Source organism: Mycobacterium shunyiense, assembly GCF_058270035.1.
In genome coordinates this window covers 333,768-352,283 of record NZ_JBZDPT010000001.1, presented here as the reverse complement: position 1 = coordinate 352,283, position 18,516 = coordinate 333,768, and the positions used below count along the sequence as shown (strand labels likewise).

General features: G+C 67.0%; 18 protein-coding genes and 1 tRNA gene. 14 read left to right on the top strand and 5 right to left on the bottom strand.

Annotated features, from left to right (window positions below):
• The first annotated feature begins 247 nt into the window (after positions 1-247).
• From AC4ELS_RS01790 to AC4ELS_RS01775, 4 genes are all read left to right on the top strand, one after another.
• Complete coding sequence (locus tag AC4ELS_RS01790) at positions 248-1,756, top strand: SulP family inorganic anion transporter (RefSeq protein WP_499045464.1); 1,509 nt, start codon at positions 248-250, stop codon at positions 1,754-1,756.
• Positions 1,757-1,774: 18 nt separating this feature from the next.
• Positions 1,775-2,161: a MerR family transcriptional regulator gene (locus tag AC4ELS_RS01785; protein ID WP_499045462.1), complete on the top strand. Its 387-nt coding sequence runs from the start codon at positions 1,775-1,777 to the stop codon at positions 2,159-2,161.
• A 43-nt stretch (positions 2,162-2,204) separates the two neighbouring features.
• Positions 2,205-2,897 carry an HAD family hydrolase gene (locus AC4ELS_RS01780; protein ID WP_499045576.1) on the top strand — a complete coding sequence of 231 codons (693 nt, stop codon included), beginning with the start codon at positions 2,205-2,207 and terminating at the stop codon, positions 2,895-2,897.
• 110 nt (positions 2,898-3,007) lie between these two features.
• Positions 3,008-3,430 (top strand): DUF6319 family protein, encoded by a 423-nt coding sequence (locus AC4ELS_RS01775; RefSeq protein ID WP_499045574.1) that lies wholly within the window; start codon positions 3,008-3,010, stop codon positions 3,428-3,430.
• A 250-nt stretch (positions 3,431-3,680) separates the two neighbouring features.
• Here the strand turns inward: AC4ELS_RS01775 and AC4ELS_RS01770 are convergent, their stop codons facing one another.
• Positions 3,681-3,995 carry a hypothetical protein gene (locus AC4ELS_RS01770; protein ID WP_448442832.1) on the bottom strand — a complete coding sequence of 105 codons (315 nt, stop codon included), beginning with the start codon at positions 3,993-3,995 and terminating at the stop codon, positions 3,681-3,683.
• Between the two features lie 217 nt (positions 3,996-4,212).
• On the opposite strand from AC4ELS_RS01770, the gene AC4ELS_RS01765 reads away from it, so the two are divergent.
• The 3 genes from AC4ELS_RS01765 (at position 4,213) to AC4ELS_RS01755 (ending at position 6,136) form a co-directional block, all read left to right on the top strand.
• On the top strand, positions 4,213-4,401 hold the full coding sequence (locus AC4ELS_RS01765; RefSeq protein ID WP_448442830.1) for a hypothetical protein: 189 nt from the start codon (positions 4,213-4,215) through the stop codon (positions 4,399-4,401).
• 335 nt (positions 4,402-4,736) lie between these two features.
• The gene (locus AC4ELS_RS01760; protein WP_499045459.1) at positions 4,737-5,381 is read left to right on the top strand and encodes a type IV toxin-antitoxin system AbiEi family antitoxin domain-containing protein; all 645 of its coding nucleotides are present in this window, start codon (positions 4,737-4,739) and stop codon (positions 5,379-5,381) included.
• Positions 5,381-6,136, top strand: coding sequence for a nucleotidyl transferase AbiEii/AbiGii toxin family protein (locus AC4ELS_RS01755; RefSeq protein ID WP_499045571.1), 756 nt, complete (start codon positions 5,381-5,383; stop codon positions 6,134-6,136). The genes AC4ELS_RS01760 and AC4ELS_RS01755 overlap by 1 nt, the downstream gene beginning before the upstream one ends.
• 281 nt (positions 6,137-6,417) lie before the next feature.
• On the opposite strand, the gene AC4ELS_RS01750 is transcribed toward AC4ELS_RS01755, so the two are convergent.
• From AC4ELS_RS01750 to pgm, 3 genes are all read right to left on the bottom strand, one after another.
• Positions 6,418-6,490 (bottom strand) — tRNA-Ala (locus AC4ELS_RS01750).
• A 55-nt stretch (positions 6,491-6,545) separates the two neighbouring features.
• Positions 6,546-7,808 carry an MFS transporter gene (locus tag AC4ELS_RS01745; RefSeq protein ID WP_064879067.1) on the bottom strand — a complete coding sequence of 421 codons (1,263 nt, stop codon included), beginning with the start codon at positions 7,806-7,808 and terminating at the stop codon, positions 6,546-6,548.
• Positions 7,805-9,451 (bottom strand): phosphoglucomutase (alpha-D-glucose-1,6-bisphosphate-dependent), encoded by a 1,647-nt coding sequence (pgm, locus tag AC4ELS_RS01740; protein WP_499045456.1) that lies wholly within the window; start codon positions 9,449-9,451, stop codon positions 7,805-7,807. The genes AC4ELS_RS01745 and pgm overlap by 4 nt, the downstream gene beginning before the upstream one ends.
• 92 nt (positions 9,452-9,543) lie before the next feature.
• Here pgm and AC4ELS_RS01735 point away from each other — a divergent pair, with 92 nt between their 5' ends.
• Entirely contained in the window at positions 9,544-10,242 is a 699-nt protein-coding gene (locus tag AC4ELS_RS01735) for a hemerythrin domain-containing protein (protein WP_499045454.1), read from the top strand.
• Here the strand turns inward: AC4ELS_RS01735 and AC4ELS_RS01730 are convergent.
• Positions 10,190-13,558 carry an ATP-binding protein gene (locus AC4ELS_RS01730; RefSeq protein WP_448442821.1) on the bottom strand — a complete coding sequence of 1,123 codons (3,369 nt, stop codon included), beginning with the start codon at positions 13,556-13,558 and terminating at the stop codon, positions 10,190-10,192. The two genes, AC4ELS_RS01735 and AC4ELS_RS01730, sit on opposite strands and share 53 nt — an antisense overlap.
• 48 nt (positions 13,559-13,606) lie before the next feature.
• Here AC4ELS_RS01730 and crcB (AC4ELS_RS01725) point away from each other — a divergent pair, with 48 nt between their 5' ends.
• Genes crcB (AC4ELS_RS01725) through mbtN form a run of 6 tightly spaced genes read left to right on the top strand, consistent with a single transcriptional unit; the run spans position 13,607 to position 18,513 of the window.
• A complete protein-coding gene (gene crcB, locus AC4ELS_RS01725) occupies positions 13,607-14,005 on the top strand; it encodes a fluoride efflux transporter CrcB (protein ID WP_055112339.1) in 399 nt (132 codons plus the stop codon).
• Positions 14,002-14,370 carry a fluoride efflux transporter CrcB gene (crcB, locus tag AC4ELS_RS01720; RefSeq protein WP_064879061.1) on the top strand — a complete coding sequence of 123 codons (369 nt, stop codon included), beginning with the start codon at positions 14,002-14,004 and terminating at the stop codon, positions 14,368-14,370. The genes crcB (AC4ELS_RS01725) and crcB (AC4ELS_RS01720) overlap by 4 nt, the downstream gene beginning before the upstream one ends.
• A complete protein-coding gene (locus tag AC4ELS_RS01715) occupies positions 14,367-15,440 on the top strand; it encodes a putative PII-like signaling protein (RefSeq protein WP_448442819.1) in 1,074 nt (357 codons plus the stop codon). Before crcB (AC4ELS_RS01720) ends, AC4ELS_RS01715 begins: the two co-directional genes overlap by 4 nt.
• Before the next feature lie 60 nt (positions 15,441-15,500).
• Positions 15,501-15,770: a mycobactin biosynthesis acyl carrier protein MbtL gene (gene mbtL / locus AC4ELS_RS01710; protein ID WP_055112333.1), complete on the top strand. Its 270-nt coding sequence runs from the start codon at positions 15,501-15,503 to the stop codon at positions 15,768-15,770.
• 5 nt (positions 15,771-15,775) lie between these two features.
• Positions 15,776-17,341: a long-chain-fatty acid--ACP ligase MbtM gene (gene mbtM, locus AC4ELS_RS01705; protein ID WP_448442991.1), complete on the top strand. Its 1,566-nt coding sequence runs from the start codon at positions 15,776-15,778 to the stop codon at positions 17,339-17,341.
• Entirely contained in the window at positions 17,338-18,513 is a 1,176-nt protein-coding gene (mbtN, locus tag AC4ELS_RS01700; RefSeq protein WP_064879053.1) for a mycobactin biosynthesis acyl-ACP dehydrogenase MbtN, read from the top strand. Before mbtM ends, mbtN begins: the two co-directional genes overlap by 4 nt.
• Positions 18,514-18,516: the final 3 nt, after the last annotated feature.

The following is an 18,516-nucleotide window of genomic DNA, read 5'->3' as shown; positions in this document are numbered from 1 at the left end:
CGTCCGCCGCCCCAATCCACTTCGCTGTGGCGTCGAGCACATCCACGTTTCTCGATTTGAAACACAACCCTCCCCCAAGGGTAGAGTTCCGCTACGACGCCGAACGTGGCGGCCGCACGTCCGCGCCTGCAGGCCCTGCGGCCGTGATCGATTGCATGTTCCGGCAATAGCTTTCACGCAACGACGCGTGTCTCGACTGTGCTCACATCTGCCCTCCGTGTTGGACCGAGGGCGCCGAAACGGAGTTGTGTTGAAACGATCGACCGATGCGGTGACGCCGCACGAACAGCAATCGGTGCTCGCTGCGCTCCGTTCGCCGCGCCGGTTACGCACCGAGGTGCTCGCCGGCCTCGTGGTGGCGTTGGCCCTGATCCCCGAAGCGATCTCATTCTCGATCATCGCCGGGGTAGATCCGCGCATCGGCCTGTTCGCCTCGTTCACGATGGCGGTAACCATCGCGATCGTCGGTGGACGGCCGGCGATGATCTCCGCGGCGACGGGTGCCGTCGCCCTGGTGGTGGCCCCGCTGGTGCGCAGTCACGGCCTGGACTACTTGATAGCCACGGTTATCCTCGCCGGAGTGCTGCAGCTGGTCCTCGGCGGTCTGGGGGTCGCGAAGCTGATGCGCTTCGTGCCGCGCAGCGTGATGGTCGGCTTCGTGAACGCGTTGGCGATCCTGATCTTCCTGGCCCAGTTGCCCCATCTGCTCGGGGTGCCGTGGCTGGTCTACCCGATGGTCGCGGTCGCCATCGCCGTCATCGTGGCGCTACCGAAACTGAGCACCGCGATCCCCGCATCGCTGGTAGCCATCGTGGTGCTCACCGCCGCCACCGTCGGATTCGGCTGGTCGATTCCCAACGTCGGTGACGAGGGGCAGTTGCCTTCGAGCCTGCCGTCTCTGCTGGTTCCCAACGTCCCCTTCACCCTGCACACGCTCGGGGTCATCGCGCCCTACGCACTCGCCATGGCGGTGGTGGGCCTGCTGGAATCGCTGATGACGGCCAAGCTGGTAGACGACGTCACCGACACCCACTCCGACAAGTCCCGTGAGGCTCTCGGCCAAGGCGTGGCCAACATCGTCACCGGATTCTTCGGCGGTATGGGCGGCTGCGCCATGATCGGGCAGACCATGATCAACGTGAAGGCATGCGGAGCGCGGACTCGGATCTCGACGTTCCTGGCCGGCGCGTTCCTGCTCGGTCTGGTCGTCGGCCTCGGCGATATCGTGGCCCAAATCCCCATGGCCGCATTGGTCGCGGTGATGATCATGGTGTCGGTCGGGACCTTCGACTGGCACAGCATCAACCCGAAAACGTTGCGGCGCATGCCCAAGAGCGAAACCGCCGTCATGCTGGCCACCGTCGCGGTCACGGTGGCGACCAGCAACCTGGCCTACGGCGTCGCCGTGGGCACCCTGACGGCCATGGTGCTGTTCGCCCGCCGGGTCGCCCATTTCACCGAGGTGGTGGACATCGACCATCCCGACGAGAACACCCGGGTGTACGCGGTCCGCGGCGAGCTGTTCTTCGCCTCCAGCAATGACCTGGTCTACCAGTTCGATTACGCCGGCGACCCCGACAACGTGATCATCGACATGAGCCAGGCTCACATCTGGGACGCGTCCACCGTGTCCACCCTGGACGCCATTACCACCAAATACGCTGCCAAGGGCAAGACCGCCACCATCGTGGGCATGAACGAGAACAGCAAAGAACGGCACGCGCGACTCAGCGGCCAACTCGCCGCGGCACACTGACCGTCACAGGGGGAAGCGTTGAGCAGCCAGGATCACCTGCAGATCGGCGAGGTCGCCGCACGAACCGAGTTGTCCATCAAGACAATCCGACACTACGACGAGGTCGGTCTGGTTGTCCCCTCGGCACGGTCCGCGGGCGGCTTCCGTCTCTACACCGCCGACGACGTCAACAGGCTGCTGGCGGTCCGCCGCATGAAACCGTTGGGCTTCACCCTCGACGAAATGCGAGAACTGCTCGACGCCCTCGATACCCTCAACTCCCCTACCTCGACCGCCGCGCAGCGCACCGATGCCACAACCTATGTGGCCGAATGCCATACCCGCGCGCAGGAAGCCTGCGCCAAACTCACCCGGCAACTGGCATACGCGCAGGAACTGACCGAGCAACTGGCGCATTACCGCTGATCCGTTTGATCTGCGGGCACGCGGGTATACCGCGCGCATGCCGATGTCGAGCCCTTTTGCGGTCCTGTTCGACGTCGACGGGACGCTCGTCGACACGAACTACCTGCACGTGCATGCCTGGGCGCGCGCGTTCCGCGAGGAGAACATCGATGTGGAGTCCTGGCGGATCCACCGCAGCATCGGCATGGATGGCAGCACCCTCGTGGCAAACCTGTCCGGGGACGCGAGTGACGATGTGCAGCAACGCCTCAAGGACCGGCACAGCAGTCTCTACAAAGACAGCGCGGACCTGATCGTCCGGCTTCCGGGCGCCCGCGAATTGCTGCACCATCTCGCCAAGCACGGGGTGGGGGTCGTGCTCGCCAGCTCCGCACCGGAAGACGAACTCGCGATCACCCGAAAGATTCTCGACAGCGACGACGCCATCGCGGCAGCGACGTCATCGAAAGATGTCGACACGGCCAAGCCCGACCCGGACATCGTCAAGGTGGCGTTGAAGCGCGCCGGCGTGTCCGCCGAGCAGGCGGTCTTTGTCGGCGACGCGGTGTGGGACGGTGAAGCCGCCACCCGAGTCGGCGTACCGTTCGTCGGCGTACGGTGCGGCGGAGTGGCCGACTCTGAGCTCGAAAAAGCGGGTGCACAAGCTGTTTTCGATGATCCGCTCGAGCTTCTGCGGCGCCTGGACACCACCGTCATCGGCGCACATCTGCACGGAGACGTCCACCCGACGAAGTGAGGGTGACGGGCGCGTCGACTTGACCACAAAGGTCGAACATGTGTTCTAATGTTCCTCGCCGCCCATCCCGCTCAGTGCGGGCGATGTCCGAAAAGGAGTTCGCCGTGACGATGACTGTAGACGCTCAGGCCCCAGAAACCTCACCTGCCGATTTCGACACTCCCGACGACCTGACCACTCCACCCGAGAGCGCCACGCCCGTCGTAGAGGCTCCTGCCGACGAGAAGCCGCGGAAGGCCCCGGCCAAGAAAGCGCCGGCCAAGAAAGCCAAGACCATCGAGCTGACGCTCACCGTCACCGGCACCGCCGACGGTGAATGGCACGCCGAGCTCAAGCAGGGCACCACCTACCTGGCCCGCAATGTCGCGGTCGCGGCTGCTGCGGTCTCGCGCGCGGCCAAGGAGCTGCACGAGGACCTCTCCACGCCCATCGACGAGGTGATCGAGGAGGCCCGCTCACAGCAGGCCGCCAAGGTCGCCGCGCTCGAAGCCGAACTCGAAGCTGCGCGAAAGGTCTTGTCCGACTTGGAGTGAGGTCGGCATTGCCGTAGTGCACGTTCGGAACCGGCCCGTTCCGGCCTTGACGAGGCGTTACCGCTGTCTGGCAGATCGTCAAATTTCTTGACGATCTGCCATGGATATTGTGCGGAGAAGCCTCCGCTCGAATCGCTGCACCCGAACCGTCGCAGTCCTTGGCTGGCAGTGGCGGCCGAACACGAAGCCGCGCGAAAGATCTTGTCCGACTTGGATTGAGGCACTTCAAGTCGGCCAGAACCGCCTTTCGTCAGGGCGCGGGCGCGAGCGTGTCCGGGCACAACTCATGCTGTGCGGCATCCACCATCGGAGGGTTTGCCCAGCCGATCAACTCCCATGACATGAGGACATTTTCGGGCGTTGAACCGCCGTAGCGAAGCTTGTCGCAGATGGTACGACCAAGCGTCAGTAAGGATGTCGTGGGCAAGAGTTGGGGCCCCAGCGCGGCTAGGTAACTCCCCTCATCGGCCTGAGCGCTTCCTGGTGCCACCATTGCAACGGACGCGAAACTTGCTGCGATAGCGATCGATAGCTTGATGCGGCGGCTGACCGCTTGGCTTTTCACGAGCGGAACGGTACCGGTCGAAGCGGGTTTCCCTGAGGCTTTTCAAAAGTTCTTTTGACTGTTTCGTTAATTTTGACAAACCGACCGGTACTGCCCGACGGGCGTGGCCCCGTGTCGTTGCATCGGTGTGGAACTCAGCCGTCGACAGCAGCGATGGGCGGGCCAGTCGGGGCGATCCGTAATCGCAGGCGTCATGTTCTGAGATACGGTCACCGGCATGGGTGAAGGTCAAGAGCTGCCCCCGATTCCAGCCGAGTTCGAGCAATTCACCCCCCGCACCGCTCGCGCGCTGGTTCGCGGGGGCTACCTCCGCATCCACGACGTACAGGCGACAACCGACACCGAACTCCTGGCGCTGCGCAACTTTGGGTTCCTCAGCCTCGCCGAAGTGCGGGCCGTGGACTGATGGCGGCCACCGGTCCGACTTCGGTCCGGAGTCTCATCGCGGAAACGAGGCAGCAGCCAGCAAACCAAAAGCCGCCCCGACCGAATTCAGAGCGGGTCTTCCAACGTGGAGCCACGGAGATTCGAACCCCTGCCCCTCCAGCTGACCTGACTCCCATCACCGCCTCCATCGTCCGAAGCCGTAAGGGATCATTCTCGCCGCTACGGAACTATCGGTCGCGGCGTGCGGGCGGACGGGTTTTGCCTGCGCGGACTGCATAATCCTCCATCCTTGCCCATCAAGTACGCATTTCGTACTCTAAAAGAGTACGATCTGCCTACTTAGAAGGAGGCGTCGTGGCACACGACCACAGCACTCCCCTTCCCCCTGCGCTGGCTCGGATCCCGCTGCGGACGATCCGGCCGCGCGACGCCACGGCCGTGTATTCACACCCCCGAGCCCAGCTCGCGCGTCTCGCCGAGCGCGGATTGCTGCACCGCCTCGCAGACGGCTACTACGCCGTGGTGCCCCAAGACATGGTGGGACACGATTGGATGCCTGGCCTGGAAGCTGCCGCCGCCGGAATCGGCGCAGCGGTTTACGGGGCGGACGACGTCGTTGTCATGGGTGTCAGCGCCGCGCGTCTACACGGGGCGATTCCGCGGGCACTGGCGACCGCGATCATTGCAGTGCCACAACAACATCGGCCGATTACCCTCGCGGACCGGCCGGCGATCGTGCGATTCGTCAAACGCCAGACCAGCAAGCTGGACGCCGAGCTCATTCGCACTGAGCTGGGGCCGACATTGGTGACCACGCCCGAGCAGACCGTGCTCGATCTAGCGCATCGCCCAGGTCTCGGCGCTGCGGAAACCGACGTTCCTGCAGCGGTTACCGCGCTGTATGCACGCAGCGATGAGACCCGACTTCGGGCATTGGCGGCCGAGCAGCGTCGGCTAGCGTCCCTGCGCCGGGCCGAAGGCTGGGCACTAGCAAGATGATGAACCTCGACGAACGCGACGCGGTGGCAAGACAATTCGGTGTCGCCGCCGACCAAGTCGAACGCGATCACTTGATCTCGCATCTGCTGGCGTTCCTGAGTCGACAGTTCGGTGACCGGATCCAATTCATTGGCGGGACGGCGCTGGCCCGCACACATCTCCCGGATGGACGGCTTAGCGAGGACATCGACCTCATCGCCCTGGGCGACCGCAAGCAGGTTGCGCTGGACCTGGACGTCGCGCTCCCCCGCGCGGTGGCCCGTAGTCACGGCCGGCTCACCGTCGAACCTGAGCTGAGCTGGACCGCCGATACTCTGCCAGTGCTGCTGCGCCCCGCGGACGGCCGGCCGGTACGACTCCAACTGCTCTCGTCCCGGGATCGAATTCTGTGGCCGACTGAATGCCGCGCCCTGGTCCAGCGCTACGCCGACGCGCCACCCGCCGAGCTCTTAGTACCCACCCTGCCCGCGTTCGCCGCATCGAAGACCGCGACATGGGCCGATCGACACGCCGCCCGCGACCTCTGGGACCTATGGGCGCTCAGCGAGATCGGGGCTATCGACCCCGTCGCGGCCGCGTTGTTCAGGCGCTACGGCCCCACCACCAAGAACCCGGGGGCATATCTATTTCGCACCGCGCCATCGGACGCGGACTGGCACGCCCAGCTGGCGGGACAGACCCATCTGACGGTCGCGGCGAAGGAAGCCCTCGACGCAGTGCGCACCGCCTGGCGTAAAGCCACCGAGGTTTCCTAGATGTACCGGCCGCGGCATCGGACCACTACCCGGAGGTGTCATCGAGCACGACGGCATGCTCTGGAAGCCCAAGTCGGGCGCCTCCTGCTCTGCCGAGGAGTTCATCACTGCCCGAATACTTCTCATTGACGTCAATCGAGAAAGCCGCGATCTGAAGCGTCACCGCCTCAATCAACTCCTCGGCGTCCCACCGCGAACCCCCGACATTTGGCCAAAACGTGAACGTTGCCGACAAACCAAAAAGCCCGCCCTGACCGAAGTCAGAGCGGGTTTTTCAAATGTGGAGCTAAGGGGATTCGAACCCCTGACCCCCACACTGCCAGTGTGGTGCGCTACCAACTGCGCCATAGCCCCGTTTGTCGTGCCCCACGAAGTTACACCACGGCTACCCCAGGTTCAAAATCGCTGGTCAGGGAACCTCTCCACCGGCCTCCGGACCCAGCGCGCGGGCCGGCGTGTGCTCGGCTGACGGCCTTCCGCGGGTCTCTGGAGCGAAGACCCAGCCCAGCGCAGCCACCAGGAGAATCACCCCGCTGATCACGAACGCCCAGGAGAACGACAGGTACTGCGCGATCAGCCCGACCAGCAGCGAGCCCCCGACCGATCCGACGTCGGCCATCATCTGGAAGGTCGCCACTGCGGTGCCGCCGCGGGCCTTGTTGCCGATGATGTCGGCCACTGCGGCCTGCTGTGGCGCAGTGAAGATTCCGGTCGAGAAACCCGCGATGTAGGCGCTCACCAGAAACAGCGTCAGCCCGTCGGTGAATCCGACCATCACGGTCGAGATGCCGGCCGCGGTGAGCCCCACGATCAACAGCAGCCGCCGCCCCACCCGGTCGGACAGGTAGCCGCTGGGGATCACCGCCGATACATTGCCGACCGCGAAGGTGGCCAGCGCGAGCCCGGCCATCCCGGGCCCTCGGTGCAACACGTCGACGATGAACAACGGCACCAAGGCGATTCGGAGCCCGAAGGCCGACCAGCCGGTGGCGAAGTTCGACAACAGCGCCGCCCGGTAGGCGCGGTTGCGCAGCGCCGTGCGGACGGTCACCTTCGGGCCTTCGTCCGGCGCGGGCGCGGCCAGCGAGGAGTGCCGCAGACTGATGAACACCACCGCGGCGGCCACCAACAGGGCCGCGCCATAGATGACGAACGGTGCGTTCAGGCCGAGGCCCGCGGTGAGGCTGCCGAGCACAGGCCCGCCGACCGAGCCGACCAGGAACGCCGAGGAGAACATGCCGGCGACACGGCCACGGGCGTCCTCCGGGCTCACCCGGATCATCAGGCCCAGCGCCGAGACGAAGAACATCGTCGAGCCGACACCGCCCAACGACCGGAACAACAGGAGCTGCCAGTATGTCTGCGCGAACGCGCAGGCGCCGGTGGTCACGGCGACGATCAGCAGCCCCCACACGTAGATGCGGCGCTCCCCCAGCCGCTGGATCAGGACCCCGGTGGCGGGTGCGAAACACAGCCTCATCAGGGCGAACGCGGTGATGACGAAGGTCGCGGCGCTGATGCTGACCCCGAAGTGGCGGGCGTAGGCCGGCAGCACCGGAGCCACCACGCCGTAGCCGAGCGCGATGACGGCGTTGGCGACGATCAGGACCCAGACTTCACCTGGCAGCTTGGCCTTGGTGTCGGGCTGACAGTCGCCCTCCTTAACGCTCACCCAATGACTGTATTAACCACATCCTTGGCGGCCTCCTGCACCTCCGCCAGATGGTCAGGACCGAGGAAGGACTCGGCGTAGATCTTGTAGACGTCCTCGGTGCCCGATGGCCGGGCAGCGAACCAGGCGTTCTCCGTCGTGACCTTCAGCCCACCCAACGCCGCCCCGTTGCCCGGCGCGGCAGTCAGCTTCGCAGTGATGGGTTCACCGGCCAGCTCGGTGGCGCTGACCTGCTCGGGCGACAACTTGGCCAACCGCGCCTTCTGGTCCCGGTCGGCCGGTGCGTCGATCCGCGCATACGTGGGCGACCCGTATCGTTCGGCCAGCTCGGCATACCGCTGTGACGGCGTCGACCCGGTGACCGCCAGGATCTCCGAGGCCAGCAGCGCCAGGATGATGCCGTCCTTGTCGGTAGTCCAGGTCGACCCGTCCATGCGGAGGAACGAGGCCCCCGCGCTCTCCTCGCCGCCGAACCCGATGCCGCCGCCGATCAGCCCGTCGACGAACCACTTGAACCCGACCGGTACCTCGACCAGCTTGCGGTCCAGGCCGGCCACCACCCGGTCGATGATCGAACTGCTCACCGCGGTCTTGCCCACCGCGGTGGCCGCCGGCCAGTTGGGCCGGCGGGTGTAGAGGTAGTCGATGGCGACCGCCAGATAGTGGTTGGGGTTCATCAGGCCGCCGTCCGGGGTGACGATGCCGTGCCGGTCGGAGTCGGCGTCGTTGCCGGTGGCGATCTGATAGGTGTCGGGGTGGCCGATGACTTTCGAAACAAGCCCAGCCATGGCATTCGGTGAACTGCAGTCCATCCGGATCTTGCCGTCGGTGTCCAGGGTCATGAACCGCCACGTCGCGTCCACCAGCGGGTTCACCACGGTCAGGTCGAGGTTGTACCGCTCGGCGATCGCGCCCCAGTAATCGACGCTGGCCCCGCCGAGCGGGTCGGCACCGATGCGGATGCCCTCGGCCCGGATCGCGTGCAGATCCACCACATTGGCCAGATCCGCGACGTAGGCGTCGAGGTAATCGTGACGCTGGGCCATCTGCAACGCCCGCGACAGTGGCATGCGCTTCACCGGCTTGAAGCCTTCGCGCAGGATATCGTTGGCGCGCTTGGCAATCCACGACGTGGCGTCGGTATCGGCGGGCCCGCCGTTGGGTGGGTTGTACTTGAAACCGCCGTCACGGGGCGGGTTGTGGGAAGGGGTGACGACGATTCCGTCGGCCAGGTCGGCGTCGCGGCCCCGGTTGAAGGTCAGGATGGCATGGCTGACGGCGGGCGTCGGCGTGTAGCGGTCCGCCGAATCGACCATCGCCACAACGTCGTTGGCCGCCAGCACCTCCAGCGCCGACGCCCAGGCCGGTTCCGACAGCGCGTGGGTGTCGCGGCCGAGGAACAACGGGCCGGTGGTGCCCTGCGCGGCGCGATACTCGACGATGGCCTGCGTGGTGGCCAGGATGTGGCCTTCGTTGAACGCGGTGTCCAGACTGGAGCCGCGGTGCCCGGAGGTGCCGAACACCACCTGCTGGGCGATGTCGTCGGGATCGGGCCGCCTGGTGTAGTACGCGGTCACCACCTCGGCGATGTCGATCAGATCCTCGGGTTGAGCCGGTTGCCCGGCGCGGGGATTGGCAGCCATGGTTCCCGATTTCCCTCCGACAACTGGCGTTCGACGGTCAGAGCAAGCCTTACACAAGTCGGTTACAAGTGTGGCCCGGCAACGTGGCTGCCGTGAACACTCCGATGCAACCCACACGACTCGTCAACGTCACCGCACGGCGTCCCGGCGATCCCGAGCCCGACCTCCTCGGTATCAGCCTTGCGCACCGCGCCATGGTCACCGACGTCGGCCGCGCCGCAACTTTGACCTCGGCTTTCGCAGATGGAGGGATGACGTGCACGCCCCGACGCGCTCGCGCCGTCGCCCGGTACGTGAACCTGCTGTGCGACTCGGTTCATCACCACCACACGACGGAGGACCAGATCCTGTGGCCGGTGATCGAAGCCTCCGCGGGCGGGAGTGTCGACCTGACCGAGCTGACCGAGGACCACGCGGCGCTCGACCCGCGGTTGGACCGGTTGCGCGCGCTGGCGGCCGGGTTCCGGCTGAATGTCGGCGATAAGGGGTCAGCGGCGCCGCTGGCCGCCGGCCTCACCGAGTTACACGGACTGCTGCACGAACACATTGCCGACGAAGAACGGGAGATCTTCCCGGTGATCCGGCAGTATGTGTCGGTCGACGACTGGGCCGCCGTCGAAAAGGCTGCCCAACGGAGCGGGCGGATGTCGTTCGACGGACCACGCACCGTGGCGGTGATGACCGAGCAAGAGCGCGTCGCACTGTCCGAAACCGTAAGTCCGATGCTGCTCGCGCTGATCACCGTGTTGTCGGTGCGCCACCGGCGATTCGACCGTCGGGTGTTCGGCTGAGCACGCGTGCGGCGTCCGCCCCGAGACGCTGACGGAGCGCAGCGGCATCGGCGCGGTAACGGCGCGCCTGCTCAGCGTCGCCGGTCAGTTCGGCGACGGCGGCCAGCGCCTCGTCGACGGGTCCGGTGAGCAGGGTGCCGTTGTCGAGCCCAGCCATCCGACCGGAGTAAGGCAGCAGCTCCTCGGCAGTCGCCTTGGCGACCGCCTCGTCACCGATCGCCGCCGACGCGTGTGCGCGCAGGGTGGTCATCGCCAGCCAGTAGTAGGACCGCTCCACCGGCTCGCGCTGGGCCCAGACCTGTTGTGCTTCATCGGCTCTTCCTGAGGCCAGCAACGCCAGGACCACCGCGTCGGTGACCGCCTTCGACACCATGTTGTGAATGGCGAGCAACTCGTCCGCCAGCGGGGCGAGGTCGTTACGGAACAGAGCCCCCGTCAACCGTCCGACGACTGCCATCAATGCGCCGTTGGGCGCTCCGTGTTCTGACAACTGAGCGGCCGCCGCAGCGTAGCGCCGCTCCCCCTCGTCGGGCCGGCCGGCCAGCACCGTCAACTGCGCCTCGAACACGTCGAGCACGCCCAGTAGGTAACCCAACTGGCCTGTACCTGCCCGCGCCACAGCGAGATCGACGCGATCCAACGCGGCAGCCAGGTCCGAGCGGCCCGCCGCGGATAGGAACAGCAGCCACTGTGCGACCGCCTCGTAGTCGACCGCGCCGCACTCCTGCGCCACCGTGAGCAGTTCAGCGGCCATTGTTTCCCGTTCGGCGGCCAGGTCCGGGCCGAGCGCGGCGAAGGCACGGGCATTGAGCGCCGCGCACAGCAACCTGCCGTAGGCGTCGGGAGTCTCGGCGTGCGCCGCACGTGCCAACGCCAACGCCTCCGAACTCGCCTGCAATGCGGCGGGCGTATCCGCACCCTCCAACTCGGCGAACAACGTCGACAACAGTCGCGCCCGCACCGGCACCGGATGATCGCGGGCCAGTACCCGCCGAAGCGGCACCACGATGTCCGCATCGGCTGCGTCGGTGGCCCGGAGCCGCCACACCAGCGGGGCATCCCACAGGGTGAGCGCGTCCACGGTCAACACGTCGTTGCCCACTGTCAGTGCCAACGTCCGCTTCTGTTCGTCGCGTGCCGAAACGACATCGCCGGCCCGCGCCAGCGCCGCGACCAGTCCACAGCGCGCGAGAACCGCCCGCTCCAGCATGTTCGGCTGCGGGCCTGCGGGCCGGACTCCGGCGAGATCCAGCATCCGAACGGTGGCCCGCCACTGCCGCACCGATTCCGCCGGTGCGCCGACCGAATCGGCCTCACGGGCAGCGGACATCGCGAAATCAGCTGCTGCACTTGCTGTGTCGGGTGTCGCTGCGGCCACGGCGTGATAGGCGAGCGAGGAGGAATCCGCTGAACTTCCCGGCCGGCGCAGCAGACCGAGGGCCGCAGCGTGCAGCCGGGTCCGGCGCAGGATGGACATGTCGTCGTAGATCGTGTCGCGGATCAAGGCATGGGCAAACCTGGCCCGGCCCGGCGCCGGTTCGTCGAGAAGCCCGGCCAGCACAGCCGGTTCGAGAGCGTCGAGCAGATCCTCTGAGTTGCCTTGCGCGAGATCGCCGAGAAGGTCGAGGTCCACGTCGCGACCGAGCACCGCAGCCTGACGCAGTGCCGTGGCTGTCGGTGCGGGTAACCGGGCAAGTCTGCGCCGCAACACATCACGTACCCCGACCGGCACGCCGCCCTTGCCGGCTTCCACGCCCTCGGCAACCATCAACCGGGCCAGTTCCCGGATGAACAGCGGATTGCCGCCGGTCCGCTCACGCAGGAGTCGCAGCATCTCGCCCGATAGCGCCGAAAGGCCGTACTCGGCAGCCAGTTCCGCAGTGGCCGCCTCGTCCAGGCCCGCCAGTTCCAGGTGGACGGCGGCGTGGTTGGCCAGCGCCGCGCGGGCCGCCTCCAGCTCCGGCCCCAATTCGGAGGACCGGTACGTACCGACGATCAGCACGCGATGACCACCGAGTCGATCGGTCACGAAGCGCAGCAATTCCAGCGTCAGGCCATCGGTACGGTGCAGGTCATCCAGCACGACGACCAGCGGTCGGCGGGCCGATACCTGCCCGAGGAGGCCGGCGAGCGCCTGGGCCAACCAGAACGTGCCGCCGCTGTCGGCACTCGCGGTCCCGCCGTCGTGCAACAACGGGCCCAACGCCGCGACCTGATCGGGTTCGCACGCGGCCACGAATTCACGGATGACCTCCGTCCACGCCCAACCCGGCGGTGCACCATCCACCTCCGGGCAGCGTCCCGAGGCCACCGCCCAGCCGGTCGCGCGTAGCCGCTCGGCGGCGGTATCGACAAGTGTGGTCTTGCCGGAGCCCACCTCGCCACCGACCCACAACACGCGACCACCTTCGCGCTCAACCGTTTCCGCGGTCCGTGCGATCGCCGCCAGTTCAGTGCTCCGCCCACACGACCGTGGCGGCTTTCGCCCGACCCGCGGAATAGCGACCGTCCTCTCTGCCAGCGGGATCGGCTCAAGATGATCGGCCTGCTGCAGGATGTCGCGTTCCAGATCCCGCAGCGGACGCGCCGGTTCGAGCCCGAGGTCATCGACGAGGTGTTCACGGGTACGGCGTAAGACGTCCAGTGCTGCCGACTGATGACCGGTCCGGTACAACGCGGTCGCGAGCAACCCGGCGGCAACCTCCCGACCCGGGTGATCGCGGGCGAGGCGCTCCAGAACCCGCACGACGACTGCGTCGCGACCCAGCACGGACTGCGTCTGTGCATACGATTCGGTGGTGGCCAACCGCAATTCGGTCAGACGGGCCACTTCAGGGGCGGCCCACAGCGCATCGGCCGCCTCCGCATAGGGCTCACCCGACCAGCCCGCGAGCGCATCTTCGAGCAGTCGCGCCCGCTCGGCGGGTTCGGCTTCCTGCTCTGCCGCAGAGACTTTCGACTCGAAACGCCACACGTCGACGGCCTCGGCCGGCAGCCGCAGACAGTATCCCGGCGCCGCGCTGACGATGACGCCCGCCACGGTGCGCGGCTCGCGCCACGGCTCGAGCACGCGACGGAGATGCGAGATGTAGGCCTGTAGCGATGACAACACTTTCGGTGGGGGTTCCCCCTCCCACAGGTCGTCGATGAGCCTGTCGACCGACACCACCTCGCCGTGTGCGGATACCAACCGCGCCAACACCGATCGCTGCCTGCGGCCGCCGAGTTCCACCGGCTCGCCGGCCACCCACGCCCGGATCGGCCCCAGCGCAGCCACCCGCACCGCGGAAAGTGCGGAATGATCCGGGGCCGTCATAGTGAGCCGACGATAGCGCTCGGGCCGGCGACCGACATACTTTGCATCATGACCCGTCACGACGGCCGCGAACTCGCCGCAGTTTTCGTCGGCGGCGCGCTGGGCACCCTCGCCCGCGCAGGACTGGCGGTGCTCGCGGCACCCGAACCCGGGCACTGGCCGTGGCCGACGTTCATCGTGAACATTCTCGGCGCGTTTCTGCTCGGCTACTTCACCACGCGACTGCTGGAACGGCTGCCCGTGTCCAGTTACCGCAGGCCACTGTTGGGTACCGGCGTGTGCGGCGGGCTGACCACCTTTTCCACGATGCAGGTCGAGACGGTCACGATGCTCGAACACGGCAACTGGGCATTGGCCGCGGGATACACCGCCGCCAGCATCGCCGCCGGTCTGCTGGCAGTGGCGATCGCGACCGCGATGGTGCGTCGGGCGGCAGTGCGCCGATGACAACCGTGATGGTGTGGACCGGCGTGCTGCTCCTTGGCGGCGCCGGAGCGGTCTGCCGCTTCCTGTTGGACCGTGCGGTGTCCGCGCGCCACACCCGCGGTTTCCCGTTCGGCACCTTGGCGGTCAACCTCAGCGGCGCCTTTCTGCTCGGCTTCCTCGGCGGACTGGCCCTGGACCGGCACGCCGCGCTGTTGGCCGGCACCGCATTCGTCGGCTCCTACACAACGTTCTCCACCTGGATGCTGGAAACCCAACGGCTGGGTGAGGAGCGCCGGATCTGGCCCGCAGTCGGCAACATCGCTGTCAGCGTGGCGCTCGGCCTGACCGCGGCATGGCTGGGCATGTCGCTCGGGAGCCACCTGTGACCACCACCGACTACCTCAAGCTGACCGCGTACTTCGCCGAACGGTCGCGTCACGAGCACCGCTTCGTCGCCGACGCGCTCTTGGATCTGTACGGCGGCAGCGACATCGCGATCAGCGTGATGCTGCGCGGGATCTCCAGCTTCGGTCCGCACCATCACCTGCGTACCGACGAGACGTTGACGGCCTCGGAAGATCCGCCGATCACCATCGCGGCGGTCGATGCCGCCGACAAGATCTCCGCACTTGCCGAGCAGACCGTCGATCTCATTCCCCGCGGTCTGATCACCCTCGAACGGGCCCAGCTGATCCGGCGCGATTCGCCCGCGCCGACCGTGACCGATACCTGCAAGCTGACGGTGTACGTCGGCCGCCACCACCGGGTCGGCGGAGTTCCGGCCTACCGTGCGGTGTGCGACCTGCTGCACCGGCGCGGCTTCGCGGGGGCCACCGTGTTCCTCGGAGTCGACGGCACCGCACACGGCCAGCGTCGACGCGCGGCGTTCTTTGGCCGAAACACCGACGTGCCGCTGATGATCATCGGACTCGGAACCGGGGTGCAGGTGAACACCGCACTCGGTGAGCTCACCGAACTTCTGGCGAACAATCCGCTGCTCACGGTCGAACGGGCGCAACTGTGCAAGCGGGGCGGGCAGTTGCTGACCCGCCCAGCCGAACTTCCTGCCACCGACGCGCAAGGCCGACAGCTGTGGCAGAAGTTGATGGTGCACACCTCGGAGACCGCACACCACGACGGGGTGCCCATCCACCGCGCGATCGTCCGCAGGCTGATGCAGACCGGTGCCGCCGGCGGGGCCACCGTCCTGCGCGCGGTGTGGGGATTCAGCGGCGACGACAAGCCACACGGCGACCGGGTGTTTCAGTTCGGGCGTCAGGTGCCGGTGACGACGATTGTGGTGGACACCCCGGAACGGATCGCCGGCGCCTTCGAGATCATCGACGAACTCACCCGCGAGCATGGTGTGATCAGCGCCGAGATGGTGCCCTCGGCGACTGTCGTCGATGCCGGCCGGCGCTTCGGTGGCACCGATCTGGCGCACTTCAGTTACTAATCCCACAGCGGGCTTGGTAAGGCTAGCCTAGCTTTCCTTCGCCGTGTACCGTGCGACCCCATGCAGTCGACAACACCCGAAGCGGTCAGCGCCGCCCTCACCGAGATCCTTCGCGACGACATGAACGTCGATGTCCGCCGGGTGACCAGGGAATCCCGGCTCGTCGACGACGCCGGTCTGGATTCGGTGGCGTTCGCCGTCGGCATGGTGGCGATCGAGGACAAGCTCGGGGTCGTCCTGTCCGAAGAAGACCTGCTCAGCTGCGACACCGTCGGAGACCTCGAGGCGGCCATCCTGGCGAAAGTGCCTGCCGCGCAGAGCAGCCAGTGAGCGTGTTGGCCACGGCGCTCGCCGCGTCTCTGAGCGCGAGCGACGCCGATCTGGTGATGTACGACCAGGAGACCCGCACCTGGACCCGCCACCCGTGGGCGCAGATGTATGCCCGTGCCGAGAACGTCGCCGAGCAGATCGGTCACGACGGTTCGCCGGCGGTCGGCGTGGTGGGTGAACCCACCGCCGAAGGCATCGCGACGGTGCTCGGCGCCCTCCTTTCCGGCGCCGCCCTTTCGGTCCTGCCCGGTCCCGTCCGGGGAGCAGACGCCGCGCAGTGGGCGCAATCCACGCTCAAGCGGTTCACCGACATCGGCGTGGGCACCGTGTTCAGCCACGGTGACTACCTGAATCTGCTGGAGAAGGCCGAGCCTTCCGTGGCCATCCATGACGACACCGCGGTGGCGCACGATCGACGCTCCACAACGCTGCCGCTGGGAACCGGCCCGTGCGCGGTCCTGCAAGGCACGGCGGGTTCCACCGGAACCCCACGCACCGCTCAGATGTCCCCCTCAGCGGTACTGGCCAATCTGAACGGGCTGGCCGAGCGGATCATCCTGTCGCCCAGCGATATCGGTTGCTCCTGGCTGCCGCTGTACCACGACATGGGCCTGACCTTCCTGCTCACCGGGGCGATCCGCGGCATCGAGGTATGGCAGGCGCCGACCGCAGCGTTCGCGGCCTCACCGTTCAGCTGGGTGCGGTGGCTCACCGAGAGCCGCGCCACGCTGACCGCCGCACCGAACATGGCCTACGGGCTGATCGGCAAATACTCCAGGCGGCTGACCGATCTCGACCTGTCAGCCCTGCGATTCGCCCTCAATGGCGGCGAGCCGGTGGACTGTGAGGCGACGAGCCGGTTCGGCACCGAACTGGCCCGCTTCGGCTTCAACCCCGGGGCCCTGTCCCCGTCCTACGGCATGGCCGAATCATCCTGTGCCGTCACGGTTCCGGTTCCCGGGCGCGGAGTGGTGATCGACGAGATCACCGTCACCACCGATGCGGGTTCCAACCGGCAGCAGCTGGCGGTCCTCGGTGAGGCGATTGCCGGGATGGAGGTGCGTCTGCGCCCCAGTGACGACAACGCCGGCATCGTCGACCGCGAGGTGGGCGAGGTCGAGATCCGCGGCACCTCGATGATGTCGGGCTACCTCGGCCAGGAACCCCTGAATTCCGGCGACTGGTTCGCCACCGGCGATCTGGGCTACTTCGTCGACGGTGGGCTGGTGGTGTGCGGCCGCACCAAGGAACTGATCACCGTGGCCGGACGCAACATCTTCCCCACCGAGATCGAGCGGGTTGCCGCCCAGGTCAAAGGTGTCCGCGAGGGCGCGGTGGTAGCGGTGGGCGCCGGCGAAAAGGCAGTCCGGTCCGGCCTGGTGATCGCGGCGGAGTTCCGTGGCGCCGACGAGGCCGGAGCCCGCAGCCAGGTCATCCAACAGGTGGCCTCCGAATGCGGCATCGTGCCCGCTGACGTGGTGTTCCTGACACCGGGCTCACTCCCCCGCACTTCCTCGGGCAAGCTGCGCCGCCTGGAGGTCAAACGACAACTGGAGGAAGCGAAGTCATGACCGCTACTGTGCCCACGCCGGCGCCGGCCACCACCTCCCTCGACGAGTACCGCGATCTGCTGGATCGGGTGTTCGACGATCAGGTCAAGGCATGGACCGCCGAAGCCGAAGAAACCGAACGCTTTCCGCGCGCGCTCATCGAACACCTCGGTCGCAACGGGGTGTTCACCGAGAAGTGGGGTGACGGTCAGCAGCCCGACGTGGCCAAGCTGATCGAGTTGGCCTTCGCGCTGGGCCGCAACGGTTCCTCGGGCATCGGCGTGGGCGTCAGCCTGCACGATTCGGCCATCGCGTTGCTACGCCGGTTCGGCAAGTCCGATCACCTCCGCACCATCTGCGAACAAGCCGTCCGCGGCGAGGCCGTGCTGTGCATCGCCGCCTCGGAAGAATCCGGCGGTTCGGATCTGCAGATCGTGGAGACCGAAGTCCGCACGGCCCGAGACGGTTTCGAGATCAAGGGCATCAAGAAGTTCGTCTCGCTGTCCCCGGTCGCCGATCACATCATGGTGGTGGCCCGCAACGTCGACCACGACCCGACGAGCAGGCACGGCAACGTCGTCGTCATCGCCGTCCCGACTTCACAGGTCGAGGTGCAGACCCCCTACCGCAAGGTCGGCAACGGTCCCCTGGACACCGCCGCGGTGCACATCGACACCTGGGTGCCGGCCGACCATCTGGTGGCCCGCGCTGGGACCGGGCTCGCCGCGATCTCCTGGGGCCTGGCCCATGAACGGATGTCGATTTCCGGGCAGGTGGCCTCCGGGGCACAACGGATCCTCGGAATCACGTTGGCACGCATGATGAAACGTCGTCAGTTCGGTCACACGCTCTTTGAGCACCAGGCGCTGCGGATGCGGATGGCCGATCTGCAGGCGCGGGTCGACATGCTTCGGTACGCCCTGGCCGGGGTGGCCCTCCAGGGCAAGCTCGACCTCCGCGCCGCCGCGGCCTTCAAGGTGACCGCGGCACGACTGGGCGAGGAGGTCGCGTCGGAGTGCATGCACATCTTCGGCGGCTCCGGCTATCTCGTCGACGAGACCCCGCTGGGCAAGTGGTGGCGCGACATGAAGCTGGCCCGGGTCGGCGGCGGCACCGATGAGGTGCTGTGGGAGCTGGTGGCCGCGGCCATGAAGCCCGACTACGATGGCTACGCCGAATTCGCCGGAGCGTGAACG